At 70.5% G+C, this 26844-nt stretch carries 26 protein-coding genes; 16 read left to right on the forward strand and 10 right to left on the reverse strand.

Features of this window, described 5'->3' with window-relative positions; genetic code table 11:
* Positions 1–8 precede the first annotated feature (8 nt).
* The 4 genes from AB0P25_RS12475 to AB0P25_RS12490 are packed head-to-tail and all read right to left on the reverse strand — an operon-like array spanning position 9 to position 4184.
* Complete coding sequence (locus tag AB0P25_RS12475; RefSeq protein WP_363807715.1) at positions 9–1019, reverse strand: MoxR family ATPase; 1011 nt, start codon at positions 1017–1019, stop codon at positions 9–11.
* A complete protein-coding gene (locus AB0P25_RS12480; protein ID WP_363807716.1) occupies positions 1016–2299 on the reverse strand; it encodes a DUF4350 domain-containing protein in 1284 nt (427 codons plus the stop codon). Before AB0P25_RS12480 ends, AB0P25_RS12475 begins: the two co-directional genes overlap by 4 nt.
* Entirely contained in the window at positions 2296–2955 is a 660-nt protein-coding gene (locus AB0P25_RS12485; protein ID WP_363807717.1) for a DUF4129 domain-containing protein, read from the reverse strand. Before AB0P25_RS12485 ends, AB0P25_RS12480 begins: the two co-directional genes overlap by 4 nt.
* Positions 2940–4184, reverse strand: coding sequence for a hypothetical protein (locus tag AB0P25_RS12490; protein ID WP_363807718.1), 1245 nt, complete (start codon positions 4182–4184; stop codon positions 2940–2942). The genes AB0P25_RS12485 and AB0P25_RS12490 overlap by 16 nt, the downstream gene beginning before the upstream one ends.
* Positions 4185–4368: 184 nt before the next feature.
* Between AB0P25_RS12490 and mtrA the strand changes: the two genes are divergently transcribed.
* The 6 genes from mtrA (at position 4369) to secA (ending at position 13062) form a co-directional block, all read left to right on the forward strand.
* Positions 4369–5052, forward strand: a complete 684-nt coding sequence (mtrA, locus tag AB0P25_RS12495) for an MtrAB system response regulator MtrA (protein WP_363807719.1) — start codon at positions 4369–4371, stop codon at positions 5050–5052.
* 15 nt (positions 5053–5067) lie between these two features.
* Complete coding sequence (gene mtrB, locus AB0P25_RS12500; protein ID WP_363807720.1) at positions 5068–6723, forward strand: MtrAB system histidine kinase MtrB; 1656 nt, start codon at positions 5068–5070, stop codon at positions 6721–6723.
* A complete protein-coding gene (locus AB0P25_RS12505) occupies positions 6720–8426 on the forward strand; it encodes an LpqB family beta-propeller domain-containing protein (protein WP_363807722.1) in 1707 nt (568 codons plus the stop codon). Before mtrB ends, AB0P25_RS12505 begins: the two co-directional genes overlap by 4 nt.
* An 87-nt stretch (positions 8427–8513) precedes the next feature.
* On the forward strand, positions 8514–9377 hold the full coding sequence (locus AB0P25_RS12510) for a phosphoribosyltransferase family protein (protein WP_363807723.1): 864 nt from the start codon (positions 8514–8516) through the stop codon (positions 9375–9377).
* Complete coding sequence (gene raiA / locus AB0P25_RS12515; RefSeq protein ID WP_363807724.1) at positions 9337–10038, forward strand: ribosome-associated translation inhibitor RaiA; 702 nt, start codon at positions 9337–9339, stop codon at positions 10036–10038. Before AB0P25_RS12510 ends, raiA begins: the two co-directional genes overlap by 41 nt.
* Before the next feature lie 219 nt (positions 10039–10257).
* Entirely contained in the window at positions 10258–13062 is a 2805-nt protein-coding gene (secA, locus tag AB0P25_RS12520) for a preprotein translocase subunit SecA (protein ID WP_363807727.1), read from the forward strand.
* A gap of 77 nt (positions 13063–13139) precedes the next feature.
* Here secA and AB0P25_RS12525 read toward each other — a convergent pair whose 3' ends face one another.
* Positions 13140–13586 (reverse strand): Rv3235 family protein, encoded by a 447-nt coding sequence (locus tag AB0P25_RS12525; RefSeq protein WP_363807728.1) that lies wholly within the window; start codon positions 13584–13586, stop codon positions 13140–13142.
* A gap of 157 nt (positions 13587–13743) precedes the next feature.
* On the opposite strand from AB0P25_RS12525, the gene AB0P25_RS12530 reads away from it, so the two are divergent.
* On the forward strand, positions 13744–15237 hold the full coding sequence (locus tag AB0P25_RS12530; protein ID WP_363807730.1) for a histidine kinase N-terminal domain-containing protein: 1494 nt from the start codon (positions 13744–13746) through the stop codon (positions 15235–15237).
* Between the two features lie 131 nt (positions 15238–15368).
* Here the strand turns inward: AB0P25_RS12530 and AB0P25_RS12535 are convergent, their stop codons facing one another.
* Positions 15369–15617 carry a WhiB family transcriptional regulator gene (locus tag AB0P25_RS12535; RefSeq protein WP_018190103.1) on the reverse strand — a complete coding sequence of 83 codons (249 nt, stop codon included), beginning with the start codon at positions 15615–15617 and terminating at the stop codon, positions 15369–15371.
* 225 nt (positions 15618–15842) lie between these two features.
* On the opposite strand from AB0P25_RS12535, the gene AB0P25_RS12540 reads away from it, so the two are divergent.
* From AB0P25_RS12540 to AB0P25_RS12570, 7 genes are all read left to right on the forward strand, one after another.
* Positions 15843–16274: a hypothetical protein gene (locus tag AB0P25_RS12540; RefSeq protein ID WP_363807732.1), complete on the forward strand. Its 432-nt coding sequence runs from the start codon at positions 15843–15845 to the stop codon at positions 16272–16274.
* A 35-nt stretch (positions 16275–16309) separates the two neighbouring features.
* Positions 16310–17065 (forward strand): DUF1684 domain-containing protein, encoded by a 756-nt coding sequence (locus tag AB0P25_RS12545; protein WP_363807733.1) that lies wholly within the window; start codon positions 16310–16312, stop codon positions 17063–17065.
* A gap of 48 nt (positions 17066–17113) precedes the next feature.
* The gene (locus tag AB0P25_RS12550; RefSeq protein WP_363807735.1) at positions 17114–18613 is read left to right on the forward strand and encodes an ABC transporter substrate-binding protein; all 1500 of its coding nucleotides are present in this window, start codon (positions 17114–17116) and stop codon (positions 18611–18613) included.
* Positions 18614–18703: 90 nt separating this feature from the next.
* Complete coding sequence (locus AB0P25_RS12555; protein ID WP_363807736.1) at positions 18704–19666, forward strand: ABC transporter permease; 963 nt, start codon at positions 18704–18706, stop codon at positions 19664–19666.
* Positions 19663–20544, forward strand: a complete 882-nt coding sequence (locus AB0P25_RS12560) for an ABC transporter permease (RefSeq protein ID WP_363807737.1) — start codon at positions 19663–19665, stop codon at positions 20542–20544. The genes AB0P25_RS12555 and AB0P25_RS12560 overlap by 4 nt, the downstream gene beginning before the upstream one ends.
* A complete protein-coding gene (locus tag AB0P25_RS12565) occupies positions 20541–21344 on the forward strand; it encodes an ABC transporter ATP-binding protein (protein WP_363807738.1) in 804 nt (267 codons plus the stop codon). The genes AB0P25_RS12560 and AB0P25_RS12565 overlap by 4 nt, the downstream gene beginning before the upstream one ends.
* Complete coding sequence (locus AB0P25_RS12570) at positions 21341–22105, forward strand: ATP-binding cassette domain-containing protein (protein ID WP_363807739.1); 765 nt, start codon at positions 21341–21343, stop codon at positions 22103–22105. The genes AB0P25_RS12565 and AB0P25_RS12570 overlap by 4 nt, the downstream gene beginning before the upstream one ends.
* A 22-nt stretch (positions 22106–22127) precedes the next feature.
* On the opposite strand, the gene bcp is transcribed toward AB0P25_RS12570, so the two are convergent.
* Genes bcp through aroA form a run of 3 tightly spaced genes read right to left on the reverse strand, consistent with a single transcriptional unit; the run spans position 22128 to position 25054 of the window.
* Positions 22128–22604 carry a thioredoxin-dependent thiol peroxidase gene (gene bcp, locus AB0P25_RS12575; protein ID WP_363807740.1) on the reverse strand — a complete coding sequence of 159 codons (477 nt, stop codon included), beginning with the start codon at positions 22602–22604 and terminating at the stop codon, positions 22128–22130.
* 44 nt (positions 22605–22648) lie between these two features.
* Positions 22649–23695, reverse strand: a complete 1047-nt coding sequence (rsgA, locus tag AB0P25_RS12580) for a ribosome small subunit-dependent GTPase A (protein WP_363807742.1) — start codon at positions 23693–23695, stop codon at positions 22649–22651.
* The gene (gene aroA / locus AB0P25_RS12585) at positions 23696–25054 is read right to left on the reverse strand and encodes a 3-phosphoshikimate 1-carboxyvinyltransferase (protein WP_363807744.1); all 1359 of its coding nucleotides are present in this window, start codon (positions 25052–25054) and stop codon (positions 23696–23698) included.
* Between the two features lie 112 nt (positions 25055–25166).
* On the opposite strand from aroA, the gene AB0P25_RS12590 reads away from it, so the two are divergent.
* Together AB0P25_RS12590 and AB0P25_RS12595 are read left to right on the forward strand one after the other, a co-directional pair.
* On the forward strand, positions 25167–25781 hold the full coding sequence (locus AB0P25_RS12590) for a sigma-70 family RNA polymerase sigma factor (protein ID WP_363808056.1): 615 nt from the start codon (positions 25167–25169) through the stop codon (positions 25779–25781).
* Entirely contained in the window at positions 25778–26023 is a 246-nt protein-coding gene (locus tag AB0P25_RS12595; RefSeq protein ID WP_363807745.1) for a zf-HC2 domain-containing protein, read from the forward strand. Before AB0P25_RS12590 ends, AB0P25_RS12595 begins: the two co-directional genes overlap by 4 nt.
* Before the next feature lie 18 nt (positions 26024–26041).
* Here AB0P25_RS12595 and AB0P25_RS12600 read toward each other — a convergent pair whose 3' ends face one another.
* On the reverse strand, positions 26042–26824 hold the full coding sequence (locus AB0P25_RS12600; protein WP_363807747.1) for a VOC family protein: 783 nt from the start codon (positions 26822–26824) through the stop codon (positions 26042–26044).
* Positions 26825–26844: the final 20 nt, after the last annotated feature.

A 26844-nucleotide genomic window follows, 5' to 3' on the forward strand; every position in this document is an offset into this window, starting at 1 on the left:
TCGCGCGCCTAGATCGGGACCTGGACCTGCTGGACGATCGACTGCAGGATCGCATCGGCGCCCACGCCCTCCAGCTCGGCCTCCGGCCGCAACTGGATGCGGTGGCGCCAGACCGGCAGCAGCATCGCCTGCACGTGGTCGGGCGTGATCGAGTCGTAGCCGGACAGCCACGCCCAGGCCTTGGCCGCCGCGAGCAGGGCGGTCGTCCCGCGCGGGCTCACGCCGAGCTTGACGGACGGGCTGCGCCGGGTGGCCCGGGCGAGGTCCACGATGTAGGCCAGCACGTCCGCGTTCGCGCCGACCGCCGCCGCCGACGCCCGTGCGGCGGCGAGCTCCGCGGCGCCCAGGACCGGGGTCACGCCGGCGGCCGCCAGGTCGCGCGGGTTGAACCCGGCCGCGTGCCGGCGCAGCACCTCCACCTCGGTGTCGCGCTCCGGCACGTCGAGCGTGAGCTTGAGCAGGAAACGGTCCAGCTGGGCCTCGGGCAGCGCGTAGGTGCCCTCGTACTCGATGGGGTTCTGGGTCGCCGCGACGATGAACGGGTCCGGGAGGCGGCGGCTCACGCCGTCCACGCTCACCTGGCGCTCCTCCATCGCCTCGAGCAGCGCCGACTGCGTCTTGGGCGGGGTCCGGTTGATCTCATCCGCGAGCAGGATGTTCGTGAACACCGGTCCTTCACGGAACACGAAGCCGCCGGTCTGCGCGTCGTACACGAGGGATCCGGTCACGTCGCCCGGCATCAGGTCGGGCGTGAACTGCACGCGCTTGGTGTCGAGGCTGAGCGCGTGGCTGAGCGACCGCACGAGCAGCGTCTTCGCCACTCCCGGCACGCCCTCGAGCAGGACGTGACCCCGCGCGAGCAGCGCGATGATGAGCCCGGTGACCGCGCCGTCCTGGCCGACGACCGCCTTGCCGACCTCGGTGCGCACGCCGGCGAGGGCGGAGCGCAGCTGCGCGGCATCGGCGGAGGCGCCGGGGGAGGGAGCGGGGGACGCTGCCCCCGTAGTGACGTCGGTCATTCGCTCATTCTTCCGGTCGGGCCCGAGTCGGGCGGGGAGGTCGGCGGTGGGGTGCTCGGCGAGACGGCGTCCGCGGCGACGCGTTCGAGCTCCGCGAGGTCGTCGGAGAGCCGCAGCAGGTCGCGGTCGGTGGCGGGGACGCGGTCGACGAGGACGTCGCGAACGCGCATCCGGTCTGCGCGGAGCAGCGCCGCCACGGCGTCGGCGACCTCGAGGGCGGTCGCGGTGGCGGGCAGCCCGACCATGGTGGAGAGGCGTCCGACCGTCCCCACCCGCAGCGCGTCGGCCGCGCGCAGGCGGGCGGAGGAACGCTGGTACAGCCGCGCCCGTCCCTCACGGGTCTCTCCGGCGCGGACGACGACCGGAAGGTTCTCGACGACGAGGGGCCCGAACCGACGCCCCCGCCAGATCGCCGCGGCGATGAAGACGACCACCAGCAGCAGCATCACCGGCGTGACCCAGCCCGGGGTCAGCGCCGCGATGTCCGGTGGTCCGGTGACCGGCCGGTCGTCGATCGACGGCAGGTACCAGACCAGGGTGCGGTGATCACCGAGCAGATTCAGCGCCAGCGCCGCGTTCCCCTCGCGCTCGACGCCGTCGTTGGTGAGCACGGCGGCGGAGCCGAGCAGGTACAGGGTCGAGTCGTCGAACGTGGTGCGCACGAGCGTCGTCCGCCCGTCCGCATCCGCGAAACATGCGACGCCGTCGCCCTCGACCCGGAACGTGCCGGGGTGGATGTGCTCCTCGGTGTTGGGAGTGCTGCGCGGGTCGATGCGTTCCGCCCGCTCGGCAGCGCGGACGACGCAACCCGCGCTGACGGCGCCGCGCGGTGCCCCGGCCGCTGTGACATCGGGCGCGACCGTCCGCAGAGCGGCGAATCCGGGCTCGATGAGGACGATGGTGCGTCCATCGCCCGCGAGCGACCGATAGCCGTCGGCGGAGAGGTTGCCCTGCGGGTCGTAGACGAGCACCGTCGCGTCGTCCGCGGCCGCCCGCGTCGCGTCGGCGAGGGTGGTGACCGGGCGGACCGTCACGCCCTGATCCTTCAACACCTGGGCGACCGCCTCCGCTCCGGCCGGAGCGGCGTTCGCAGGATCGACCGGTGCGCCTTCGCCGGAACGACCGTCGGTCAGCAGGAGGCCGAACAGGGCGATGAGGACCGCCATGGCCGCCAGCACGATCCACGGTACGGCCCGCCGCGCCGTCTGGCGCACCGTGGGGGAGACGGCGGGGGCGGACGCGGCCACGTCCGGTTCGCGCACGGGTGCGGGCGCCGTCACGACGTCACCGCCGTGGCGGGGATGCGCACCCGCTGCAGACGCTGATCCAGGGCGACCAGCTGCTGGTACGCGGCTTCGGTACCCGGCCGGTCGAGGTAGCGCACATCGTCGAAGGCGCGCGCCGCGGCCCGCAGCGCTTCGCGCTCGTCCGGAGCGACCCCGGCGGCGCGCTGGGCGAACTCGGTCGCCGTCGTGCCGGGGGTGACCCGCACGAGCGTGCGCTCGTCGAGCGACACCGCGATCGCGCGGAACTGCTCCTCCACGGCGGCCACCCAGTCGCCCGAGCGGGCCGCGCGTTCGCCCGCCGCGCGTAGGTCCGCGGCGCTGCGGGAGTCGTCGTCGCCGAACAGCGACCGCCGTTCCAGCGCCGACCGGCGATTGACCCGAGGACGCCCGAACACGAAGAACGCGACCGCGATGAGTCCGGCGACGATCAGCACCACGACGAGCAGCAGCACCGGTCCCGCGTTCGCCCCTGGGCCCTGGAACAGCGAGGCGAGCCAGTCCTGGACGGCCTTCGACGCGAGGTCGAACCAGGTCGGCTTGGCCGCCTGGTACTGCGGGCGCGCGAGCTCGTCGCGCAGCCACTGCTGCGCCTCCGGCGAGCTCGGGTCCACCGGGATGTCGACGTGGAACACGGTCAGCCGGCCGGCCACCCGGGAGCCGCGGCCGGTGGCTGTGCGCGCTCGGCCGGCGGCAGGTACGGGTCGGGCAGCTCCTGCCCGGTCTGGCGGGCTTCGACGAACCGCACGAGGTCGAGGTCGAGACCTTCCTTGCGCATCCGCAGGTCGAGGTAGAGCAGGGCGACCGTGGCGTTCTGGATGACGCTGCCGATGGCTCCGACGATCGATGTCACGATGCTCGCCAGCACGTTGACGCTCAGCTGGGTGACCAGCAGCTGGGTCATCGGGTCGGCGGAACTCGCCTGGGTCGGCGCGAGCACTCCGCCGAGGAAGCCGCCGACGAGGCCGAACGGGATGCTGATGGTCTGGGTGATCGCATAGACGATCAGCCAGACCAGCGCGATGATGCCGAAGGTCCGCCAGAAGTAGCCGTTCGTGAGCCGCCACGACCGCGCCACCGCAGCCGTGAGCGACAGTCGCTCGAGCACGATGGCGGAGGGAACCATGGCGACCCTCGTGTTGACCCAGATGGCGAGGGCGGCCAGACCGAAGCCGCCGACGATCCCGGCCGCGACGGCGCCGATCACGCCGGCCGTGCCGCCGAGCATCGCCAGGACGACGACCACGGTCGTGACCAGTGCGACGGCGACGATCCAGGCCAGCCCGAGCAGAAGCGTCCAGCCGATCAGCGCGCCGACGCGGCCCCGCACCAGACGCCACAGGGAACCGAACGTCAGCTTCTCGCCCAGGGTCTCGCGCGCCACCTCCCCGACGATGACACCCTGCAGCAGAGCGCTGAAGACGGTCGTGATGAGCAGCGAGAGCACGCCGAGCACGATGATGCCGCCGACGGCCCCGGCCTGCAGTGTCGGCTGATCCGCGACGTCGCCGTTCGCGATGCGCCCGGCGAGCAGGGCGACGCCGCCGGCGATGAGGATGCTGACCACGATCGACGGGATGCCCTGCAGCAGGAGGGCGGCGCCCACGGTGATGCGCGGGTTCCGCCGCAGCGCCTGGAACGGCGCCGCGAGCAGCGGACCCAGCGTGAGCGGGCGTAACGGGATGAGCCCCGGCTTCGGCGGGGGCGTCCACCCCGGCTGCGGGCCGGGCTGGCCGTACCCGGGGTACGCCCCGTACTGCGGCTGCTGCCCGTACTGGGGCTGCTGCCCGTACTGGGGCTGCTGCCCGTACTGGGGCTGCTGCCCGTACGGCTGCTGCGGCTGCCCGGCACCCGGCGCCTGCCAGTTCTGTTCGTCGGTCACGCCGTGCCCTTCCGTCCCCGCGCGTCGTGCGTTGGTCCCATGCTGGCACATCGGCCTCGCGAGCGATGTCCCATCCACAGGGCACGTGATGCATTCATTCAAGCCGGTATCAGGACTGCTCCATTACGCTGGTCATGTTGTCCGCGGCTCCGGCCGCTCGAGGAGGGTTCGGGGAACGTCCCACATGACTAGTCGCATCCTGGTGGTCGACGACGACACCGCGCTTGCGGAGATGATCGGCATCGTTCTGCGCACCGAGGGCTTCGACCCCGTCTTCTGCGAAGACGGGTCGCTCGCAGTGGACACCTTCCGGTCGGCGAAGCCGGATCTCGTCCTGCTCGACCTGATGCTGCCCGGCATGGACGGCATCGAGGTGTGCGGCCGCATCCGCGCGGAGTCCGGCACCCCGATCATCATGCTGACCGCCAAGTCCGATACGGCCGACGTGGTGAAGGGCCTCGAGTCCGGCGCCGACGACTACATGGTCAAGCCGTTCAATCCCAAGGAGCTTGTGGCGCGCATCCGCACCCGCCTCCGTCCCGGCCCGGCCGCGCCTCCCGCCGACGAGCTGACCGTCGGCGACCTCGTCGTCGACGTCGCGGGCCACGAGGTCCGCCGCGGCGACACGCGCATCGCCCTCACCCCGCTGGAGTTCGACCTGCTGCTCGCGCTCGCGTCCAAGCCGCAGCAGGTGTTCACCCGCGAGATGCTGCTGGAGCAGGTCTGGGGCTACCACTACAAGGCCGACACCCGGCTCGTCAACGTCCACGTGCAGCGCCTGCGCGCCAAGGTGGAGCAGGATCCGGACAACCCGAAGATCGTCATGACCGTGCGCGGGGTCGGCTACCGCGCCGGCGCGGCCGCCTAGCGGTCGGAGGCCGGGATGCGCTGGTGGCCGACGCGGGAGATGTGGCGGCAGGCGCCGTCCCGTCTGGCGCGCCTGTGGCGCAGCTCGCTGCAGCTGCGGACCGTCGCCATCACCCTCCTCCTCACCGGCGTCGCCATCCTCGTCACCGGCGTCTATATGGCGCTCAGCATCAGCAACGACCTCTACCAGTCGCGGCTGGACCAGGCGCTGCGCGACTCGAGCCGCGCCACGACGACCGCGCAGTCGACCCTGAACGCCTCCGACGTCTCCACCGGCGACGCCGGCAAGAACCTGCTCAACACGGTGCTGCAGAGCGTCCAGGCGTCGACGTCCAGCCGCCTGGTCGCCGCGTACCGGGTCCCCGGCCAGGACACGGGCGTACTCGCCCCGCCCGACCGCGGCAGCCCCGCGATGAACTCGGTGATCTCGCCCGAGCTGCGCGAGAAGGTGCAGAACGGCGGGACCAAGCAGTTCTACCAGTCCGTCGCCCTTCCGGCCGTCGGCGGCGACACCGACCCGGGCATCGTCGTCGGCTCACAGCTGACGCTGCCCTCGTACGGCAAGTACGAGCTGTACATCGGCTACAACCTGCGCGACTCCGAGAACACGCTGCTCTTCGTGCAGAACACCCTGCTGCTCGCCGGGCTCGCGCTCATCCTCCTCATCGGCGCGATCACCTGGGTGATCGTGCGCTTCGTCGTGGAGCCGATCCGCGTCGCCGCCCGCACCAGTGAACGGCTCGCCGCGGGCGACCTCGCGGTGCGCATCCCGGAGAAGGGCGAGGATGTGTTCGCCTCCCTCGCCCGTTCCTTCAACGGCATGGCCGACAGCCTCCAGAGCCAGATCAACCAGCTGGCGACGCTGTCGCAGCTGCAGCAGCGGTTCGTGTCGGACGTGTCGCACGAGCTCCGGACGCCGCTCACCACCATCCGGCTGGCCGGCGACGTGATCTACGACCAGCGGGAGGGCTTCGCTCCGGCGACCGCCCGCACCGCCGAACTGCTGCACACGCAGATCGAGCGGTTCGACCGACTGCTCTCCGACCTGCTCGAGATCAGCCGGTACGACGCCGGATCCGTGGTCCTGGACGCCGAGCCCACCAACCTGGTGCGGCTCGCCGAGGACTGCGTCGACGAGCTGCGGACGCTGTCCGAGCAGAACGGCTCCGAGCTCACCCTCGACGCGCCCGGGGGCTACTTCGACGTGCCGATGGACCCGCGCCGCATCCGCCGCGTCGTCCGCAACCTCATCGGGAACGCGATCGAGCACGGCGAGGGGCGCCCGGTCGTCGTCACGGTGGACAGCAACGAGACCGCGGTGGCACTGACCGTGCGCGACTACGGGATTGGCATGAACCCGCAGGACATGGCGCACGTCTTCGACCGCTTCTGGCGCGCCGACCCGTCCCGCAAGCGCACGCTGGGCGGCACCGGTCTGGGCCTCGCGATCTCGCTCGAGGACGCGACCCTGCACTCCGGCTGGCTGCAGGTGTGGTCGGCTCCCGGGCAGGGCTCGTGCTTCCGGCTGACGCTGCCGCGGGTGACCGGACGGGAGATCACCGCGTCGCCCCTACCGCTGCCCCCGGTGGACGCCGGGTCGGCTCTGCCGGCCGAATCGGGTCCGGAGGCGCTGCCCGGCGCCGTCGGAACCGGGAGCGAGGCCCGCGCATGACCCGCCGTCGTCCCCCCGGCGTCCGCGCGGCGCTCGCCGCCGTCCTCGCGGTGACCATGCTGGCGCTCGCCGCCTGCGCGAGCATCCCGGACTCCGGCCCCGTACGTCAGGGAGCCCCGGTCGCCCAGGTGAACGACCCGCTCGACCTCGACTTCAACCCGTCGCCGCCCGAGAAGGGCGCGTCGCAGCAGCGGATCGTGCAGGGCTTCATCGACGCCGCATCCAGCCCCAAGAACAACTTCAAGATCGCCCGCGAGTACCTGACGACCGCGATGGCGGCCAGCTGGAACCCCGACGAGTCGGTGACCGTCGACGACGGCCGCAACCGCACCTACGACGACCAGGGCACGCTGTGGCGGCTCGACGTCACCCCGGTCGCCAACGTCGACAGCGTCGGCTCCTACCATCCCGTGGCCAGCACCGCCCCGGTCGGGCTGAACTACCAGCTGGTGCGGGAGAACGGGGAGTGGCGGATCTCCGTCGCGCCCAACGGCGTCGTCATCGACGACCCGACGTTCCGCGCGGTGTACGCGCAGCAGAACCTGTACTTCTACAGTCCCGGCTACACCTACCTGGTGCCGGACGCACGCTGGTTCCCGGCCCGCGTCGCCTCCGCCGCGACGCGGGTCGCCAGCTCGGTGCTCGCCGGCCCCGCGCCCTGGCTGAACGGTGCGGTCGTCACGTCGTTCCCGAAGGGGACGCAGCTGGCCGTGCCGTCCGTCACGACGGAGGGCGGGGTCGCCCGGGTCGACCTCAGCTCGGAGGCGGGGCAGGCGGACTCGGCGCAGTTGCAGCGGATGCAGTACCAGCTGGAGCAGTCCCTCGGCAGCCTCGCGCAGAGCGTGCAGCTGTCGATCGAGGGGAACGTGCAACAGGTGCCGTCGCTGAGCACGGATGCGGCGCCCGTCCGGAACCCGTCCGTCGACTCGCGCGCCTACGTCTACCGGGGCGACGTGTTCGGGCCGGTGAACGGCGACACGGTGACAGGGCTGAGCGGGCTGAGCGACAAGGTCGCGGCATTGCGCCCGACGGCCGTCACCCTCAGCGCGTCGCGCGATCAGGCAGCGGTGCTCTCGCAGGCGGGCGTCTACTCCGTGCGCAAGAACGGCGATCCGGTGCGCGTGGACGGGCGCCCCGGGCTCATCGGTCCGTCCTTGGACGCGGACGGCTGGGTCTGGTCGGTCCCCGGCGGGTCGCCCGGCGCCATCCAGGTGACGGCTGGCAATGGCGCCGATGCGCACGGCTTGGTCGCGAACTGGCCGGATGCGACCGGAATCCTCTCCCTCGCGGTGTCGCGGGACGGCACCCGCCTGGCGGCGCTGCTGCGTACTCCGACCGGCTATGCGCTGATGGCGTCCGGCATCGTCCGCGCGTCGAACGGAGCGCCGAACGGCCTCACCGAACCGGTCGAGCTCGCCGTGCCGTCGGCGGGTGCGCAATCGGCGGCGTGGACGAGCGACCTCACCATCGCGGTGCTCAGCACGACGAGCGGCGAGGCGACCAGCATCGCCCAGCAGACGGTCGGTGGCTCGCAGACGACGACCTCCGGGCCGACCGGCGGCCGGACCATCGTCGGCGCCGCCGGACTCGCCCCCTACGTGGTACTCAGCGCCGACGGCACGCTGCTGGCGCCGACGGGCACGGGGTGGCAGGCGCAGCTCGACAAGGTGGGCGCGGTGGCGGTGCAGCAGGGGCAGCCCTGAGTTCTCCACAGCGCCTGTCCTCGGCGGGTTCTGCACCGATCCGCGAGATCCTGCTCGCAGCCGTGCGCCGCCCGCGAGGCTGGACGCATGACAACCATCACCCTGGTCCGTGAATCCCTCCTCGACGCGGCGGCGATCGTGCTGCCCGTCCACTGCGCCGGCTGCGGCGCGTCCGACCGCACGCTGTGCGACGACTGCACCGCGGCCCTGCGTCCCGCGCTGCGGCTCGACAGGGTCGGCGACGTCCCGGTCTGGTCGGCGCTCCCATACGAAGGCGTGGCCCGTCGCGTGCTGCTCGCCTACAAGGACAAGGGGCGGGTCGACCTGGCTCGGGCGCTCGCCCGGGTGCTCCGCGACGCGATCGCCGAGGCGCAGCGGACGTCCGTCCGCAGCAACGACGGCACCGCCCTGCTTCCGGTCCTGATCCCGTCCACCCGGGCGGCGTGGCGCGGCCGCGGTTACCATCCGCCCCGGTCGGTGCTGGCGCGGGCGCACATGCTGGTGCCTCCGCTCTGGGGCGCGCTGCGCCTCGCACGGCAGACGGCCGACCAGGCCGGGCTGACCGCGGCGGACCGATCGGACAACCGCGCAGGGAGCATGCGGGCTTCTCCCCGGCTGGCCGGGCGGGACTGCCTGATCGTCGACGACATCGTCACGTCCGGCGCGACCATCGCCGAAGCGGCTCGTGCCATACGGGCGGCGGGCGGACGGGTGACCGGCGCGGTCGCGATCGCGCGGACGCCGCTCCGCGTCGGTGGCGATCCTCAGCGAGCGTCCAGCGCACGCACCGGAAATGCGTCAGGTTCGACGGTTTCGCTTCCGGAGCGGGCGCACTACGGTAGTCGAAAAGGCGCGAGCGATCCGCCCTTCGTGAACCGGGCGGACGTCACGCCGGATCAGGGAGGTCTCCATGGACATCAACATCATCGGACGCAACCTGGGCATCACTGATCGTTTCCGGGAGTACGCCACCGAGAAATCGGAGAAGGTCGCACACCTGGCCGAACGGGCCATCTCGTTCGAGATCAAAGTGAGTCGTCACAACGAGAAGCTGGGCAATCCGAGCGGCGACGACCGCGTCGAGCTCACTCTCGTCGGGCCCAGGGCGGTGGTGAGATCCGAGGCCACGGGCCAGGACAAATACGCGGCCTTCGACATCGCACTCGGCAAGCTCCTTGAGCGCGTGCGCCGGGCGAAGGATCGCCGCAAGGTCCACCGCGGCCAGCACCGCCCGACCTCGCTGCGCGAGGCCAGCACCGACGGCTTCAGCGCGGTCGGGCTGGCAGCGGCTCCGGTCGCGGTGCTCGACCAGGTCCGCACCGGCGCTGCGCCGGCCGCATCCGATGAGGTGGCGGAGACCGCGGAGACGGAGGAGGAGTACTGCCCCGTCGTCATCCGCAAGAAGGTCTTCGCGTCCATTCCCATGACCGTCGACGACGCGCTCTACTACATGGAGCTCGTCGGCCACGACTTCTACCTGTTCGTCGATCAGGAGACCCAGCGTCCGAGCGTCGTCTACCGCCGCAAGGGGTGGGACTACGGCGTGATCTCGCTCGACGAAGAGGCAGAGGAGCTGCAGGAGGTCGCCACCGCGGCGCGCAAGCTCGGCTGAGTGCCCGGCCCTGTGCCGATGGCGGCCGCCCGGGCGGCGGTCGCCATCGGCGCCATGGGGCGCCATCGGCGCCTATCCAGGCTGCTCCCAGGCATCGCCTGCCGAACGCGAGGGCTGAACAAGTAGCATGTCCCTAGCGTCGGCGGAGTCTGCCGTCCGGCGCGCGCCCGCCGGGGCGCCGGGCCATCGGCCCGAACCGAGCAAAAGTGGAGTGCATCAGTGGCCTCAGTTCTTGAAAAGGTCCTTCGTGTCGGCGAGGGCCGGACCCTCCGTCGGCTGGAGGCGTACGCGAAAGCGGTCAACGCCCTCGAAGACGACTTCAGCGAACTCACCGACGAAGAACTCGCGCACGAGACGGTCGAACTGCGCGAGCGCTACGGCAACGGCGAATCGCTCGACGACCTCCTGCCGGAGGCGTTCGCGGCGGTCCGCGAAGCGGCCAAGCGCACGCTCGGGATGCGGCACTTCGACGTGCAGATCATGGGCGGAGCCGCCCTTCACCTCGGCAACATCGCCGAGATGAAGACCGGTGAGGGCAAGACCCTGGTCGCGACGACCGCGGCCTACCTGAACGCGATCGCGAGCCGCGGCGTCCACGTCGTCACGGTCAACGACTACCTGGCCAGCTACCAGTCCGAGCTCATGGGACGCGTCTTCCGCGCCCTGGGCATGTCGACCGGTGTGATCCTCGCCGGCCAGACGCCGGAGGAGCGCCGCGAGATGTACGCGGCCGACATCACCTACGGTACGAACAACGAGTTCGGCTTCGACTACCTGCGCGACAACATGGCGTGGCAGGCGAGCGACATGGTGCAGCGCGGCCACTTCTTCGCGATCGTCGACGAGGTCGACTCGATCCTCATCGACGAGGCCCGCACGCCGCTCATCATCTCGGGCCCGTCCTCCGGCGAGGCGAACCGCTGGTTCAACGAGTTCGCGAACCTCGCGAAGCGCCTCACCCCCGAGGTCGACTACGAGGTGGACGAGAAGAAGCGCACCGTCGGCGTGCTCGAGCCCGGCATCGAGAAGGTCGAGGACTACCTCGGCATCGACAACCTCTACGAGTCGGCGAACACCCCGCTCATCTCGTTCCTCAACAACGCGATCAAGGCCAACGCCCTGTTCAAGCGCGACAAGGACTACGTCGTGATGAACGGCGAGGTCCTGATCGTCGACGAGCACACCGGCCGCATCCTGGTCGGCCGCCGCTACAACGAGGGCATCCACCAGGCGATCGAGGCGAAGGAGGGCGTCGAGGTCAAGGCCGAGAACCAGACCCTCGCCACCGTGACGCTGCAGAACTACTTCCGCCTCTACAAGAAGCTCTCCGGCATGACCGGTACCGCCGAGACCGAGGCGGCCGAGTTCATGAGCACCTACAAGCTCGGCGTCGTCCCGATCCCGACGAACAAGCCGATGCAGCGCATCGACCAGTCCGACCTCGTCTACAAGAACGAGAAGGCGAAGTTCGACCAGGTCGTCGAGGACATCGTCAAGCGGCACGAGAAGGGCCAGCCGGTCCTCGTCGGCACAACCTCGGTCGAGAAAAGCGAGTACCTGTCGCGCCTTCTCGCCAAGAAGGGCGTGCGCCACGAGGTGCTGAACGCGAAGAACCACGCGCGCGAAGCGGCGATCGTCGCCCAGGCGGGCCGCCTCGGCGCGGTCACCGTGGCCACCAACATGGCCGGCCGTGGAACGGACATCATGCTCGGCGGGAACTCCGAGTTCATCGCGGTCGCCGAGATGAACGCACGCGGTCTGTCGCCGGTCGAGACGCCCGACGAGTACGAGGCCGCGTGGGAAGAGGTCTTCGAGAACGTCAAGGCGCAGGTGGCCGAAGAGGCCGAGAAGGTCATCGAGGCGGGTGGCCTTTACGTGCTCGGCACCGAGCGCCACGAGTCCCGCCGCATCGACAACCAGCTGCGCGGACGTTCCGGCCGTCAGGGAGACCCGGGCGAGAGCCGCTTCTACCTGTCGCTGACCGACGACCTGATGCGTCTGTTCAACGCGGGCGCCGCGGAGAGCCTGATGGGCCGGAGCAGCGTCCCCGACGACATGGCCATCGAGTCCAAGGTCGTCAGCCGAGCCATCCGCAGCGCCCAGTCGCAGGTCGAGGCGCGCAACGCCGAGATCCGCAAGAACGTCCTCAAGTACGACGACGTCCTGAACCGGCAGCGCGAGGCGATCTACAGCGACCGCCGCCACATCCTCGAGGGCGACGACCTTCACGAGCGCGTGCAGCAGTTCCTCACCGACGTCATCGACGACATCCTCGACCAGCACACCGGCGAGGGCAGTGGAGACGACTGGGACTTCGACGCGCTGTGGGCCGAGCTCAAGACGCTCTACCCGGTCAGCGTCAGCATCGACGAGGTCATCGCGGAGGCGGGCAACAAGGGGCGGATCAACCGCGACTTCATGCGCCGCGAGATCCTTTCGGACGCGAAGATCGCCTACCAGCGCCGCGAGGAGTCGCTGGGATCACCGGCGATGCGCGAGCTGGAGCGTCGCGTGGTGCTGTCGGTGATCGACCGCCGCTGGCGCGATCACCTCTACGAGATGGACTACCTCAAGGACGGCATCGGCCTGCGCGCCATGGCGCAGCGCGACCCGCTGGTCGAGTACCAGCGCGAGGGCTTCGCGATGTTCCAGCAGATGATGGGCGCGATCCGCGAGGAGACCATCGGCTTCCTGTTCAACCTGGAGGTCGAGGTCAACCAGGCACCCGGCGAGGTGGAGCAGCCGGCGGTCGCCGCGAAGGGCCTCACCCGCGGCGAAGGCGACACGGCGCTCAGCTACTCCGCGCCGGCCGAGCAGGGCGGTGTCGAGGTGCGCAACCAGCGCGGCCAGGTCGAGCAGGCCGCGACGGCCCGAGCGCAGCGAGCCCAGCAGCAGCAGGCCGCGCCCGCGGCCCAGGCGCAGGGGGCGACGCAGCGCGGCGCCTTCGGGCAGCGGGTGGAGGAGTCGTCCGACGACGCGCCCTCCAACCGCGCCGAGCGGCGCGCCCAGGCCAAGAAGCGCTGAGCCCGCGCCTCACCGACGCACGAACGACGACGGCGGCCTCTCGGGGCCGCCGTTCGTCGTTCCGGCCGTTCTCCGGCTCACAGCACGTTGATCGTGGTCGCCCGCCACCGCGCACGGTGCCGTTCGAGGCGCATGGCGACGGCGCGTGAGCGGCCCTGCTGGTGCACCAGCACCACCGCCTCCACCACCCCGTCCGACGGCCGGCTCAGGCGCGGGTCGCCGATGCGCATGCGGGGTCGCAGCGCGTCCTCCGTAGACAGGGCGCGGGCTCTCGCCGCCAGCACGGTCCGGCGCAGCAGGTGGACGTACACGGCGTCGCTCACCCAGGGGCTGATCTGGTCGAGAGGCCTGGCCCCGGCGAGGATTTCGATCACGCAACGGGCGAGGTTGGAGCACAGCGTGCCGGGATCGGGGTCGCTGAGGTCCCAGGCCCGCATCGGCGGCACGGTCTGCCGCGTGGGGGTCTCCGGGCCCACCAGGGTCATCGTGGGGGCGAGGGCAGGGGCGAGTGCGAGGTGGTGCATGAGTCTTCCAATTACGAGTGTCGGTGGTCCATGTTCTACTGGACCTGTGATATGTCCGATGCCTCACTCAAGCAGGCGAGTGTGCTGCGGTCCAGGGCATATGTGCCCTGTGGAGAACCGCGAGGAGCGGTCAGCGGACGCCGCTTAGGATGGGGTGGTGTCGACGCTCAGTGATCTCGTCCATGCCCACGGCCGCTCCTCGGAGGCCGATGTCGAGTGGCTGCACGGGCTGGTGGGTGACTGGCAGCTGCTCGCCGACCTCGCCTTCGCCGACATCGTCCTCTGGGTCCCCACGGCCGACGACGACTTCGTGGCCGTCGCGCACGCGCGTCCGTCGTCCGCGGCGACGCTGTTCTACCGCGACTTCGTCGGCCAGCGCATCAAGCCCGAGTGGCGGCAGCAGGTCACCGACGCCTACTCGTCCAAGCAGATCATCGACACGTCGGCGCCGGACTGGTTCGAGGAGACGCCCACCCGCGTGCGCGCCGTCCCCGTCATCCGGCGGCTCTCCGTCCACTCGCCCGAGACCGCGGACGAGCCCGTGGCGGTCATCACGCGCCACACCAACCTGAGCGAGGCCCGCACGCCGAGCCGCCAGGAGCTCACCTTCAACGAGTGCGCCAACGACCTGTTCAACATGATCGCGACGGGTGACTTCCCCGACCTCGGTGCTCCGGCCGCCCCGCGCCGCGGCGCGCCGCGCGCGGCGGACGGCCTCATCCGCCTGGATGTCGACGGCATCACGACCTTCGCCAGCCCGAACGCGCTCAGCGCGTTCAACCGCATGGGCTTCACCGACGAGCTCGAGGGCGAGTCCCTGGCAGCGGTGACCACCGGCCTGCTGACCGGCACGATCACGACCGACGAGTCGCTGCCGCTCGTCGTCACCGGCCGGGCCCCGTGGCGCACCGACATCGAGGCGCGCGGCGTCACTGTGTCGCTGCGAGCCATCCCCATCCGCAACCGCGGGGAGCGCGTCGGCGCGATCGTCCTGTGCCGCGACGTCTCCGAGCAGCGCCACCAGGAGCGCGAGCTCATCACGAAGGACGCGACGATCCGCGAGATCCACCACCGCGTCAAGAACAACCTCCAGACCGTGGCGTCGCTGCTGCGCATCCAGGCGCGACGCACGCACTCGGAGGAGGCGCGCGAGGCCCTGAGTCAGGCGATGCGCCGCGTCGCCGCCATCGCGGTGGTGCACGACACTCTGTCAACTGGCCTCGCGCAGATCGTCGATTTCGACGACGTGTTCGACCGGGTGCTGCTGCTCGTGGCCGAGGTCGCGGCCAGCCACACCACGACCGTCCACCCCAAGAAGACGGGAAAGTTCGGGCAGCTGCCGTCGGAGTACGCCACCCCGCTCGCGCTGGCGCTCACCGAGCTCGTCACCAACGCGGTCGAGCACGGGCTCGCCGGCCGGGAGGGCCAGGTCGAGATCATCGCCAAGCGGTCGGACGACTCGCTCACGGTGAAGGTGGTCGACAACGGCTCCGGGCTCCCCGAGGGCAAGGTGGGCTCGGGACTGGGCACCCAGATCGTCCGGACGCTGATCCAGGGCGAGCTCGGAGGAGCGATCGACTGGCACACGCTGATGGGGCAGGGCACCGAGGTCACGATCGAGGTCCCGCTGCGCTACCTCACCAAGCTCTGACGCCGTCCGGGCGTCGCCGGGCACAGAAAAGCCGAGGGGCGCTCGGTGCTAGGTGTGTGAGCGCCGCCTCGGCGGTGTCGTACGCGCGGAATTCGGGTCCGCGCCGACGGTGTGGTGCTGTGGAGCCGGCCTCAGGAGGCGCGGCGGGCCCGGGCGGCGCGGCGCTTGAGGGCGCGGCGCTCGTCCTCGGAGAGACCGCCCCAGACGCCCGAGTCCTGACCGGTCTCGAGGGCGTACTGCAGGCAGATCTCGGTCACGGTGCAACGCGCGCAGACCGCCTTGGCCTTGTCGATCTGGTCCACCGCGGGCCCGGTGTTGCCCACCGGGAAGAAGAGTTCGGGGTCTGCGGTGAGGCAGGCGGCTTTGTCGCGCCAATCCATGAAGATGTGCTCCTTGTTTACTGGGGTCTCTGGCCCGACGGGACCATAGAATGCAGGTAAGCAGTCGAGCTTCAGGGTGCATAGATCCGTGGGGAATCAGACCTGCCCACGACCCTGTGAGCGTTAACTCGACCGCTGAATATGCTCCCATAGCGCTTATCCCGAATCAATAGTTTTGTATGGGATAACGCTGAGAACACGAGCCGGAAACGTCAGGATGCTATAGTGCCCGACCCTCAGAACGCCCCCGGGCCCGCCGCGCCGGCCCGCCCCGCGCTGCTCCTGGTGCTCGCCGTGATCGTCGGGCTGGAGGCCCTGCTGGTCACCGGCCTGGCCGTCTGGCTGCTGGTCGAACTGCTCACCCAGCGGCCGGAGTCGTACCCGTCCGCGGTCGCGATCACGGTCCTCGGCTTCCTGGCCGCGGCCTGGGCGATTCTCACGTTCGTCGGGCTGCTCCGTCGCCAGGGCTGGGCACGCGCGTCGGCGCTGACCATCCAGATCCTCCAGCTGGCGGTCGCGGTGGGATGCTTCCAGGGCCTGTTCGCGCGTCCCGACCTCGGCTGGGCGCTTCTCGTGCCGGCCGTCGTCGCCGGCGTCCTCGCGATCACCCCGGCGGTCGTGCGCGCCACCGCCCGCAACACGGAGCAACACGAATAGGCCGAATCGGGAAGAAGTCGCAGACTCGGATGGTTATGTCCGACATCGTGACCGATATCTCCACACAGACCTCCGCTTCCCCTGAGACCGTCGACAGCGCCCGCGCGGGCTGGGACGCCTGGCGCGAGAGCCGTCTCCGCGGCGTCACCGCACCCACCGGCAACCTTGCGCTGATCGAGACCCGCTGGCTCCCCGCCGGCGACGAGACCACCCTCGAGGAGGCGCGCGCCGGGCATCCGGACACCGTGACGGCGACCGAGCTCAGCCGAACCAGCCTGGAGACCGGCGAGGCCGAGCGCGGCATCCGCCTCTGGGATGCAGCTTCTCCGGCCGTGCGCGCCTTCCAGGGGATCGACGTCTTCCCGTTCGACCCGAGCTGGGTCATCGAGGCGACCTTCACGCCCGTCTCCGACGAGCGCACCATCCCCTTCGAGCACATCCGGGACAACGGCCTCACCCGCGACCTCGTCGTCCCGGGCGACATCCGCTTCGAGCACGACGGCGTCGAGTACACGCTGAGCGCCTTCGATGACGGCGGCATCCTGCTCCTCGTCTTCGGCGACCCGAGCAACGGGGCCGAGGGCGACGATGGCACCTACGCCTCCGGACGCTTCCTGTTCGTCGAGCTCGACGGCGACCGCGCCGTCCTCGACTTCAACCGGGCGTTCGTCCCGCCGTGCGGTTTCTCGGACCAGTACAACTGTCCGCTCCCGCCGCGCAACAACCGCTTCCCCGTCGCGGTCACCGCAGGGGAGAAGCGCGTCGCCTTCGACGCCGCCTTCCAGCACTGACCCGCCCCACGCACGACCCCTTCACCCCCCCACAGCACTGGAGAACCCGTGAGAAAGTCCACCCTGTTCGCGACGCTCGCCGTCGGTGTCACCGCCGCCCTGGCGCTGGCCGGCTGCGCGGGCGGCTCGTCGTCCTCCTCGGGCGGCGGCGACGCCTCCATCGCGATCGGCTCGCTCTACGAGCCGGTCAACCTCGACAACACCGCCGGCGGTGGCCAGGGCGTCACCGAGGCGCTCAACGGCAACGTCTACGAGGGCCTCTTCAAGCTCACCGACGACGGCAAGGTCGAGCCGCTGCTCGCGACCACGTACACGACCAGCGAGGACGGCCTGACCTACACGTTCACGCTGCGCGACCGCGTGAAGTTCCACTCCGGCAAGGCGCTCACCAGTGCTGACGTGAAGCGCAGCATCGAGCGCGTCACCGCCGAGGACTCGCAGTCGGCCCGCAAGTCGCAGCTCGCGGTCATCTCCGACATCGCGACGCCCGACGACAAGACGGTGAAGATCACGCTGAAGTCGCGCTCGATCTCGCTGCCCTACAACCTCAGCTACGTGTGGATCTACGGCCCCGGCACGAAGAACTACAAGACCGCAGAGGACGGCACCGGCCCCTACACGCTGGGCACCTGGAAGCGCGGCAGCTCGCTCAGCCTCGAGCGCTGGAGCGGCTATTGGGGCGACAAGGCCAAGAACAAGGAGGTGGAGTTCGACTACTTCACCGACGCGTCCGCCCTGTCCAACGCCCTGACGACCAAGCAGGTCGACATCGTGACGAGCATCCAGAGCCCGGACGCGCTGAGCACCTTCAAGGACAACAAGGACTACACGATCTCCGACGGCAAGTCGACGACCAAGGAGCTCTTGGCGTTCAACGACAAGGTCGCGCCGTTCAACAACACCGAGGTGCGCAAGGCGGTCTACTCCGCCATCGACACCAAGAAGCTGCTGAACTCCATCTGGGGCGACTACGGCACCCTGATCGGCTCGATGGTCCCGCCGAGCGACCCCTGGTACGAAGACCTCACGAAGGTGAACCCGTACGACGTCAACCTGGCCAAAAAGGAGCTGGCCGAGGCCGGTTTCGCGAACGGCTTCACCTTCACCCTGGACACCCCGACCTACGACCCGCACCCCGCGGTGGCGGAGTTCCTGAAGAGCGAGCTCGCCAAGGTCGGCATCACGGTGAACATCAACTCCATCTCGGCCGACGAGTGGTACACCAAGGTGTTCAAGAACCACGACTTCACGGCGACCCTGCAGGAGCACGTCAACGACCGCGACGTCGTCTGGTACGGCAACCCCGACTTCTACTGGGGCTACGACAACCCGCAGGTGACGAAGTGGGTGGACGAGGCCGAGCAGGCCACCACCACGGCGGAGCAGACGGCGAAGCTGAAGCAGGTCAACGAGCAGATCGCGAAGGATGCGGCCAGCGCCTGGCTGTACCTCTACCCGCAGATCGTCGTGGCCGACAGCAACGTCACCGGCTACCCGGTGAACGGACTGAACTCGCAGTTCTTCGCCTACGACATCGTCAAGAAGTAACCACTCCGCGTTATCCACAGATGCTCGGGGAGCCGGTCGGCCGGCTCCCCGAGCATCTACTCTACTGAGCCTCTAAAGTTAAAGGGCACCATGGCTCTCTACCTCGTCCGCCGCACCGCGTTCCTCGTGGTGTCGTTGCTGCTGGCCATGGTGGTGCTCTTCTTCCTGCTCCGGGTGCTGCCGGGCGACCCGTCCAACGCGCTGCTGTCGGTCGGCGCCACCAAGGAGCAGATCGCGGCCGCGCAGCGTCAGGTCGGCAGCGATCAGCCGCTGCTGCAGCAGTTCTTCTCGTGGTTCGGCAGCCTCCTGACGCTCAACCTGGGGGAGTCGTTCATCAGCTCGCTGCCGGTCGGGCCCGAGATCGCCGCACGGCTGTCGGTGACGGTGCCGCTCACGCTCCTCTCGTTCGCGCTCGCCCTCGTGCTCGCTCTGCCGATCGGCTTCGTCGCCGCGTGGAAGGCCGACCGCTGGTACGGGGTGGCGCTGTCCGCGTTCTCGCAGCTGGGCATCGCCGTGCCGGTGTTCTGGGTCGGCATCCTGCTGGTGGATGTGTTCGCCATCACCCTGGGGTGGTTCCCATCGGGCGGGTTCCCGCGGGACGACTGGGAGGATCCGTCGGCCGCGCTCACCTCGCTCGCCCTGCCGGTGGTCACGATCGCGATCGTGATGAGCGCGTCCATCTCCCGGTATGTGCGCAGTGCGACGCTGGATGTGATCGGCAGCGACTACCTGCGCAACGCCCGCGCCCTCGGGTCGGGCTTCTCCCGGGCGATGTGGCGTCATGGCGTGCGCAATGGCGCCGTGCCGGTCATCTCGGTGCTCGGCATCGAGCTGGCGACGACGTTCCTCGGCGCGGTGGTCGTCGAGAGCGTCTTCACCCTTCCCGGGCTCGGGAGCATGCTGCTCAAGGCGATCGAGCAGCACGACTACCCGAACATCCAGGGCATCCTGTTCGTGTCCACGCTGTTGGTCCTGATCGTCGGTTTCCTCGCCGACATCGCGCAGCGCCTGGTCGACCCGCGGCTGCGCCGCAGCATCTCGGGGAACGCATGAGCGCGATCGTGGAGCAGGCGACCGAGGCGGCCGCGCCGGAGCCGGCGGGCCGGCCACGGCGTCGCGTCCGGCGCTCGGTGAGCCTCGGCATCGGACTCACACTGGTCGGGCTGGTGGTCATCGTCGCCGTCGTCTCGTTCGCCTGGCTGCCGTACGCGCAGTCCGACACCTCCGGAACCCGGCTCGAGCAGCCGAGCGGTGCCCACTGGCTCGGAACGGACCGCTTCGGCCGAGACCTGCTGACCCAGCTCCTGATCGGCGCGCGCATCGCGCTCGCCGTCGGGCTCGGCTCGGTCGCGATCGGCGCCGTCGTCGGCATCACGCTCGGCCTGCTCGCGGCCTTCGCGACCAAGTGGGTGGACGACACGCTCTCGGCGGTCCTCGACATCCTGATCGCGTTCCCGACGCTGCTGCTCGCGATGCTCATCGTCGCGGCTCAGGGCGCCTCGCTCGGCACGGCGATCGTCGCGATCGGCCTGGCCATGTCGGCGGTGGTGGCGCGGCTGACGCGTGTGCTGGCCAAGCGCGTCCTCGCGCAGCAGTACGTCACGGCGGCGCGCACGTCCGGCACGTCGTGGTGGGGGATCATCGCCCGGCACATCCTGCCGAACATCTGGCCGACCCTCAGTGTCAGCCTCGCGCTGCAGTTCGGTGTCGCCGTCCTCGCCGAGGCGAGCCTGTCGTACCTGGGACTCGGCGCGCCGCCTCCGAACGCGTCGTGGGGACGCATGCTGCAAGAGGCGCAGGGCACCGTCTCGACGGCGCCGGTCGGCGCGATCGCGCCGGGCGTGGCGCTCGTGATCCTGGTGATCGGGGTCAACCTCGTGGCCGACGGGCTGCGGGATGTCGCCGACCCGACGCGGAGGAGGTCGCGATGAGCGGGCACGAGGCTCTGCTGGAGGTGCGCGGGCTGTCCGTCGCGACGCGTGACGGCGTACCGCTCGTGAGCGACGTGTCGTTCGGTCTGCGGGCCGGTGAACGGCTGAGCCTGATCGGCGAGTCGGGATCGGGCAAGTCCCTCACGTCGTTCGCGCTGACCGGGCTGCTCCCCGAAGGACTGACGGCGTCGGGCAGCGTGCTGCTCGACGGTGTGCAGGTCGTCGGCGCTCGCGAGCGCGACCTGGTGCCGCTGCGCGGCCGCGTCGCGTCCACCGTGTTCCAGGAACCGCTGACCGCGCTCGATCCGCTCATGCGCCTCGGGCGCCAGGTCGCCGAACCCCTGCGCCGGCACCTCGGACTGCGCGGCGAAGCCCTCGACCGGGCCGTGCTCGACGCGCTGGCCGAGGTGGGGCTGCCGGGACCCGAGCGCATCGCTCGGGCCTACTCGTGGGAGATCTCCGGCGGACAGCGGCAGCGCGTCGCGATCGCCGCCGCGCTCGCGTGCCGGCCGCAGCTGCTCATCGCCGATGAACCGACCACCGCTCTCGATGTGACGGTGCAGGCCGACGTCCTCTCCCTGCTCGAACGGCTCGTGGCCGAGCGCGGCATGGCGCTGCTCTTCGTCAGCCACGATCTCGCCGTCGTGTCCCGGATGGCGCAGCGCGCGATCGTCCTGCGCGGCGGCCGTATGGTCGAGGAGGGGCCGCTCGACCGACTTCTCTCCGCGCCGACGCACCCGTACACGGCCGAGCTCGTCCGCAGTGCCCGCGAGCTCGACGCCGCGCTGGAGGTGCGATGACGGCCATCCTCGAACTCCGCGATGCCGGGTTCCGGTACCGCCGCGCCGCCGCGCCCGCGCTGGACGGCGTCTCGTTCACGGTCGAGCCCGGTCGGAGCCTCGGTCTGGTGGGGGAGTCCGGCGCCGGGAAGACCACGGCGCTGTCGCTGCTGCTCGGGCTCACCCGGCCGACGAGCGGCGCCGTGCTCTTCGACGGGGAACCGCTCGATCCGCGTGACCGGCAGCAGCTCAGGCGCTTCCGACGCACGGTGCAGCCGGTGTTCCAGGATCCGTACTCCTCGCTCGATCCCCGGCAGAGCGTCGGGCGGATCGTCGGCGAGCCCCTGGCCTCGCTCGGCATCGCGAGCGGCGCCGACGCCCGCGATCGCGTGGCCCAGGCGCTCGAGGAGGTCGCGCTCCCCTCCGACGCCGCCCGGCGCTACCCGCACGAGTTCTCCGGCGGCCAGCGGCAGCGCATCGCGATCGCGCGGGCGATCGTGTCCCGCCCCCGCGTGCTGCTGGCCGATGAGCCCGTCAGCGCCCTCGACGTGACGACGCGCATCCAGATCATCGACCTGCTCGGCGAACTCGCCGCGCGCGAAGAGCTGACCGTCGTCATGGTGTCGCACGACCTCGGTGTCGTCGCGTCGCTCTGCGCCGAGACCGTGGTGCTGCAAGGCGGCCGCGTCGTGGAGCAGGGTGAGACGCGAACCGTTCTCGGAGCGCCGCGCGACCCGTACACACAGCGCCTGCTGGCGTCCGTGCCTCGGTTGCCTGTCTAGTCACTAGACAGCGCAGGGCCGATCACGCGTCGATCTTGAGCTTCTTGCGCAGCGACGCCACGTGGCCGGTCGCCTTCACGTTGTACAGCGGTAGACGGAGGGACCCGTCGGGGTCGACGACGAAGGTCGAGCGGATGACGCCCTCCACCGTCTTGCCGTACAGCTTCTTCTCGCCGTAGGCGCCGTACTCCTTGTGCACCGCGAGGTCCTGGTCCGACAGCAGCGGGAAGTTCAGGCCCTCCTGCTCCTGGAACTCCTTGTTGCGCGCAGGGGCATCCTTCGAGATGCCGATCACCTGGTACCCGGCCGACTTCAGCGAGTTGAGGTTGTCGCGGAAATCGCAGGCCTCCGTCGTGCAGCCCGGCGTCATCGCGGCCGGGTAGAAGTACACGATCACGTTCTTCCCGGCGAAGTCGCCGAGCGAGACCTCCGAACCGTCCTGGTCGGTCAGCGTGAATGCGGGAGCCTGCTCGCCCGCTTGGAGTCGCACATCCGTCATGCCTCCATTCTGTCAGCGAATCACCGCGCGGGAGGCAGTCGCGGTCAGCGCGCGAACGTCGCCAGCAGCCGCTGCAGCGAGTCGAGCCGTGCACGCCCCGCCTCACCGAGCCGGCCCTCCTGGACCGCCTCGATGATGGCGCAGTCGGGGGCGTCCGGAAGGTGCGTGCAGCCCCGCGGGCAGTCCTCGGCGATCGCGGCCAGGTCGGTGAACGCCTTCAGGATGCTGTCGGTGTTCACGTGCCCGAGGCCGAACGACCGCACGCCCGGGGTGTCGATGACCCAGCCGTGGTGCCCGGAGCCGTCCTCTACCCGCAGCGACACCGTGGACGAGGACGTGTGGCGCCCACGCCCGGTCACCTCGTTGACGTGCCCGGTCGCGCGCCGGGCGCCCGGCACGAGGGCGTTCACCAGGGTCGACTTGCCGACCCCCGAGTGCCCGACCACGACGGTGTCGTGACCGACCAGGGCGGCGGCGATGTCGTGCACGGGGATGCTGTCCTGCCGGCTGGTGAACACCGGCAGGTCGAGACCGGCGAAGTTCTGCAGGAAGGGTTCCGGGTCGGCGAGGTCGGTCTTCGTGACGCAGAGCATCGGCTCGATGCCCGCGTCGTAGGCGGCCACGAGGTAGCGGTCGACCAGGCGGGTGCGCGGCTCGGGATTCGCGGCGGCGACGACGATCAGCATCTGGTCGGCGTTGGCGACGATGACGCGCTCGACCTCGTCCGTGTCGTCGGCGCTCCGCCGCAGCAGGGTCGTGCGCGGCTCGATCCGGACGATACGCGCGAGCGTCCCCTCCTCGCCGGTGGTGTCGCCGACGACGGCCACGCGGTCGCCGGTCACGATCGGATTCCGGCGCAACTCGCTCGCGCGCGCAGCGGTCACCTGGCGTTCGTCGGGCGTGTCCTCATCCAGCAGCACCGTGTACCGGCCGCGGTCGACGCCCAGCACGCGGGCGATCTCGGCGTCGGCGTGCTCGGGCCGCGTCTTGGTGCGGGGGCGGTTGCCCTTGGGGTTCGGCCGGGTGCGGACGCTGGACTCGTCGTAGAGGTCGTCCTCGTCGTCCTCGTCGTCATCCGCCCACCACGACATCTAGAGGCCGCCGCCGAGCATCCGGGCCCACAGCTGGGTGAACTGCGGCAGGGTCTTGGCGGTGGTGGCGACGTTCTCGATCTCGACGCCCTCGACGACCAGGCCGACGATCGCGCCCGCGGTCGCCATGCGGTGGTCCTCGTAGCTGCGCCAGACGCCGCCGTGGAGCGGGCGCGGCTCGATGCGCAGGCCGTCCTCGAGCTCGGTCACCGCGCCGCCGAGGCCGTTGATCTCGGCGGCCAGGGCCGCGAGCCGGTCCGTCTCGTGGTGGCGGATGTGTCCAATCCCGGTGATCTCGCTCGGGCCGTCGGCCAGCGCGGCGATCGCCACGAGGGCCGGCGCGAGCTCGCCGCCGGTCGTCAGGTCGAGGGTGACGCCGTTCGGACGCTCGGGGCCTATCACGGTGAGCCGGTCGCCGTCGCGCGTCACGGTCGCGCCGAAAAGGGGCAGCAGGTCGGCGAGGTCGGCGCCCACCTGGGTGGTGGAGGAGGGCCAGCCGGTGATCGTGACGGTGCCGCCGGTCACCACCGCCGCTGCCAGGAACGGAGCGGCGTTGGACAGGTCCGGCTCGATGTCGACGTCGCGGGCCGCGATGGACCCCGGGGCGACGATCCAGCGCCCGGTCGACGGCGACTCGACCGTCACGCCGCGCTGCGCGAGGGCCGCGATGGTCATCTCGATGTGGGGGAGGCTCGGCAGGCGCTCGCCGGAGTGGGTCAGCTCGAGACCGTTCTCGAAGCGGCTCGCCGACAGCAGCAGGGCGCTGACGAACTGGCTGGAGCTGGACGCATCCACCTCCACGGCGCCGCCCGCCACGCGGCCGGTGCCGTGCACGGTGAAGGGGAGGGAGCCGCGGCCATCGTCGTTCACATCCACGCCGAGGGCACGGAGCGCGGCGATGATCGCGCCCATCGGACGGCCACGGGCGGAGTCGTCGGCGTCGAACATCGTCGGGCCGAGCGCGAGCCCGGCGATCGGGGGGACGAACCGCATGACCGTGCCCGCCTGGCCGCACTCGATGGTCGTGCTGCCGAGCAGTTCCTCGGCCGGCGTGACGAGCAGGTCCGCGCCGAACTCGCCGGCGCCCTCCTGCTCCTCGATGCCGACCCCGAGGGCACGCAGCGCCTCGACCATGTTGGCGCTGTCGCGCGAGTGCAGCGGGGAGCGGAGCAGCGACGGGCCGTCCGCCAGCGCCGCGAGCACCAGCTCCCGCGCCGTCAGCGACTTGGACCCGGGGAGGGACACGGTCGCGGACACCGGACCGCCCGCGACGGGGGCGGGCCACAGCGTGTTCGGCTCCTCCGTGCGGTTGTCGCCGTAGGGGTCGAAATCGGGAGCGGAATATTTCGAGATCAGCATTGTTGTCCAGATTATCCGGGATCGCCCAAGAAAGGATCAGTCCGTGACCGCCACCGCTCTCCTCGACGCTCCCCGCGTCGCTGTGCGGGCGACGGAACTAGACTGGCCGGTGATGAGCACCGAGACCACCGAGGACCAGGGCCACCTCTTCGAGGAGCAGGCCCTGCCCTTCATGGACCAGCTGTACGCGGCTGCGCTGCGGATGACCCGGAATCCGTCCGACGCGCAGGACCTCGTGCAGGAGACGTTCGTGAAGGCGTATGCGGCCTTCAACCAGTTCCAGCAGGGCACCAACTTGAAGGCCTGGCTGTACCGCATCCTCACCAACACGTTCATCAACACGTACCGCAAGAAGCAGCGCGAGCCCTACCAGGGGACGATCGACGAGCTCGAGGACTGGCAGCTGGGGGGCGCGGAATCCATGTCCTCGTCCTCGAGCCGTTCGGCCGAGGCCGAAGCGATCGACCACCTGCCGGACAGCGCCGTCAAGGACGCGCTGCAGGCCATCCCGGAGGACTTCCGGCTGGCCGTGTACCTCGCCGATGTCGAGGGGTTCTCCTACCAGGAGATCGCCGACATCATGAAGACCCCGATCGGCACCGTGATGAGCCGCCTGCACCGCGGCCGTCGCATGCTCCGGGAGCTTCTGACCGACTACGCGCACGAGCGCGGACTCTCCGCCGTCCAGGAGGGTCGCGCCGTGCAGACCACCAGGAGCAAGAAATGACCGACTGCGGCTGCGAGAAGGCGAAGGCCGAGCTCGAGGAGTACCTGCGCAACGAACTGTGCAGCGAGGATGCTGCCGACGTGCGCGAGCACCTGGCGAACTGCGCCGGATGCTCCGACGAGGCGCACCTGAACGTCGTGCTCACCGAGGTGGTGCAGCGGGCGTGCAAGGAGACGGCGCCCGAGACGCTGCGCACCGAGGTGCTGCTGCGCATCCGGTCCTTCCAGGCGACCGCGCACTGAGCGCGGCGGCCGGGCGCGCTACGCGGCGCTGCCCGAGCCGACCTCGTGGAGGAAGAACAGCCCGCCGAGCGGGTCGGTCGCCTGCGCGAAGCGACCGAACTCGCTGTCCCAGGGGTCGCGGATGACGGTCCCACCCAGCTCGACGACGCGCTGGGAGGCGGCAGCCGCGTCCGCCACGCCGAAGTAGACCACCCAGTGAGAGGGCACGCCCTCCGGGAGCATCCCGTTCGCGTCGAAGACGCCGCCGCTCGGTGACGCGGGGTCGCCGAAGGTCGAGTAGCGGAAGTCGGCCGTGTCGCTCAGCACCTGGGTCTTCCAGCCGAAGACGCGCGTGTAGAAGTCGACCTGGGCGGCGTACGAACGCGCGTACAGCTCGTGCCAGGAGAGGCCGCCGACCTCGGCGACGAGCTCGTAGCCGCGGTGCTGCTCCGGGTCCCACAGTCCGACGACCGCGCCGCCCGGGTCGGCGATCACGGCGAGGCGACCCTGGTCGCCGACGGTCATCGTCGGGGCGATCACCTGTGCCCCGGCCCGCAGCGCCGCCTTCTCGGCGGTCTCCGCATCCTCGACCAGGAGGTACGTGAGCCAGGTGTCGCCGCCGGCGTCGCCCATCACCGGGCCGAGTCCCGCCACCGCGCGGCCGTCCCGGCGGAAGGTGATGTAGCCGCCGTACTCCTCGCCGGCCTCGTCGACGGTCCAGCCAAACAGGCTGCTGTAGAAGTCGCGGGCGCGCGGGACGTCCGTGGCGGCGTAATCGACCCAGCAGGGCTCGCCGAGGCGGTGGTTGGTCACGACGGTCATGGTGCCAACCTAGCCGCCCC

This window comes from Leifsonia sp. NPDC077715, from assembly GCF_040686855.1.
GTDB lineage: Bacteria > Actinomycetota > Actinomycetes > Actinomycetales > Microbacteriaceae > Leifsonia.

Bases quoted from the DNA above. Each gene is read 5' to 3' on its own strand.
- AB0P25_RS12475 (WP_363807715.1), bottom strand. From the start codon at position 1,019: ATGACCGACGTCACTACGGGGGCAGCGTCCCCCGCTCCCTCCCCCGGC.
- mtrA (WP_363807719.1), top strand. From the start codon at position 4,369: ATGACTAGTCGCATCCTGGTGGTCGACGACGACACCGCGCTTGCGGAG.
- mtrB (WP_363807720.1), top strand. From the start codon at position 5,068: ATGCGCTGGTGGCCGACGCGGGAGATGTGGCGGCAGGCGCCGTCCCGT.
- AB0P25_RS12505 (WP_363807722.1), top strand. From the start codon at position 6,720: ATGACCCGCCGTCGTCCCCCCGGCGTCCGCGCGGCGCTCGCCGCCGTC.
- AB0P25_RS12510 (WP_363807723.1), top strand. From the start codon at position 8,514: ATGACAACCATCACCCTGGTCCGTGAATCCCTCCTCGACGCGGCGGCG.
- raiA (WP_363807724.1), top strand. From the start codon at position 9,337: ATGGACATCAACATCATCGGACGCAACCTGGGCATCACTGATCGTTTC.
- AB0P25_RS12525 (WP_363807728.1), bottom strand. From the start codon at position 13,586: ATGCACCACCTCGCACTCGCCCCTGCCCTCGCCCCCACGATGACCCTG.
- AB0P25_RS12535 (WP_018190103.1), bottom strand. From the start codon at position 15,617: ATGGATTGGCGCGACAAAGCCGCCTGCCTCACCGCAGACCCCGAACTC.
- AB0P25_RS12545 (WP_363807733.1), top strand. From the start codon at position 16,310: ATGTCCGACATCGTGACCGATATCTCCACACAGACCTCCGCTTCCCCT.
- AB0P25_RS12555 (WP_363807736.1), top strand. From the start codon at position 18,704: ATGGCTCTCTACCTCGTCCGCCGCACCGCGTTCCTCGTGGTGTCGTTG.
- AB0P25_RS12560 (WP_363807737.1), top strand. From the start codon at position 19,663: ATGAGCGCGATCGTGGAGCAGGCGACCGAGGCGGCCGCGCCGGAGCCG.
- AB0P25_RS12565 (WP_363807738.1), top strand. From the start codon at position 20,541: ATGAGCGGGCACGAGGCTCTGCTGGAGGTGCGCGGGCTGTCCGTCGCG.
- AB0P25_RS12570 (WP_363807739.1), top strand. From the start codon at position 21,341: ATGACGGCCATCCTCGAACTCCGCGATGCCGGGTTCCGGTACCGCCGC.
- bcp (WP_363807740.1), bottom strand. From the start codon at position 22,604: ATGACGGATGTGCGACTCCAAGCGGGCGAGCAGGCTCCCGCATTCACG.
- rsgA (WP_363807742.1), bottom strand. From the start codon at position 23,695: ATGTCGTGGTGGGCGGATGACGACGAGGACGACGAGGACGACCTCTAC.
- aroA (WP_363807744.1), bottom strand. From the start codon at position 25,054: ATGCTGATCTCGAAATATTCCGCTCCCGATTTCGACCCCTACGGCGAC.
- AB0P25_RS12590 (WP_363808056.1), top strand. From the start codon at position 25,167: ATGAGCACCGAGACCACCGAGGACCAGGGCCACCTCTTCGAGGAGCAG.
- AB0P25_RS12595 (WP_363807745.1), top strand. From the start codon at position 25,778: ATGACCGACTGCGGCTGCGAGAAGGCGAAGGCCGAGCTCGAGGAGTAC.
- AB0P25_RS12600 (WP_363807747.1), bottom strand. From the start codon at position 26,824: ATGACCGTCGTGACCAACCACCGCCTCGGCGAGCCCTGCTGGGTCGAT.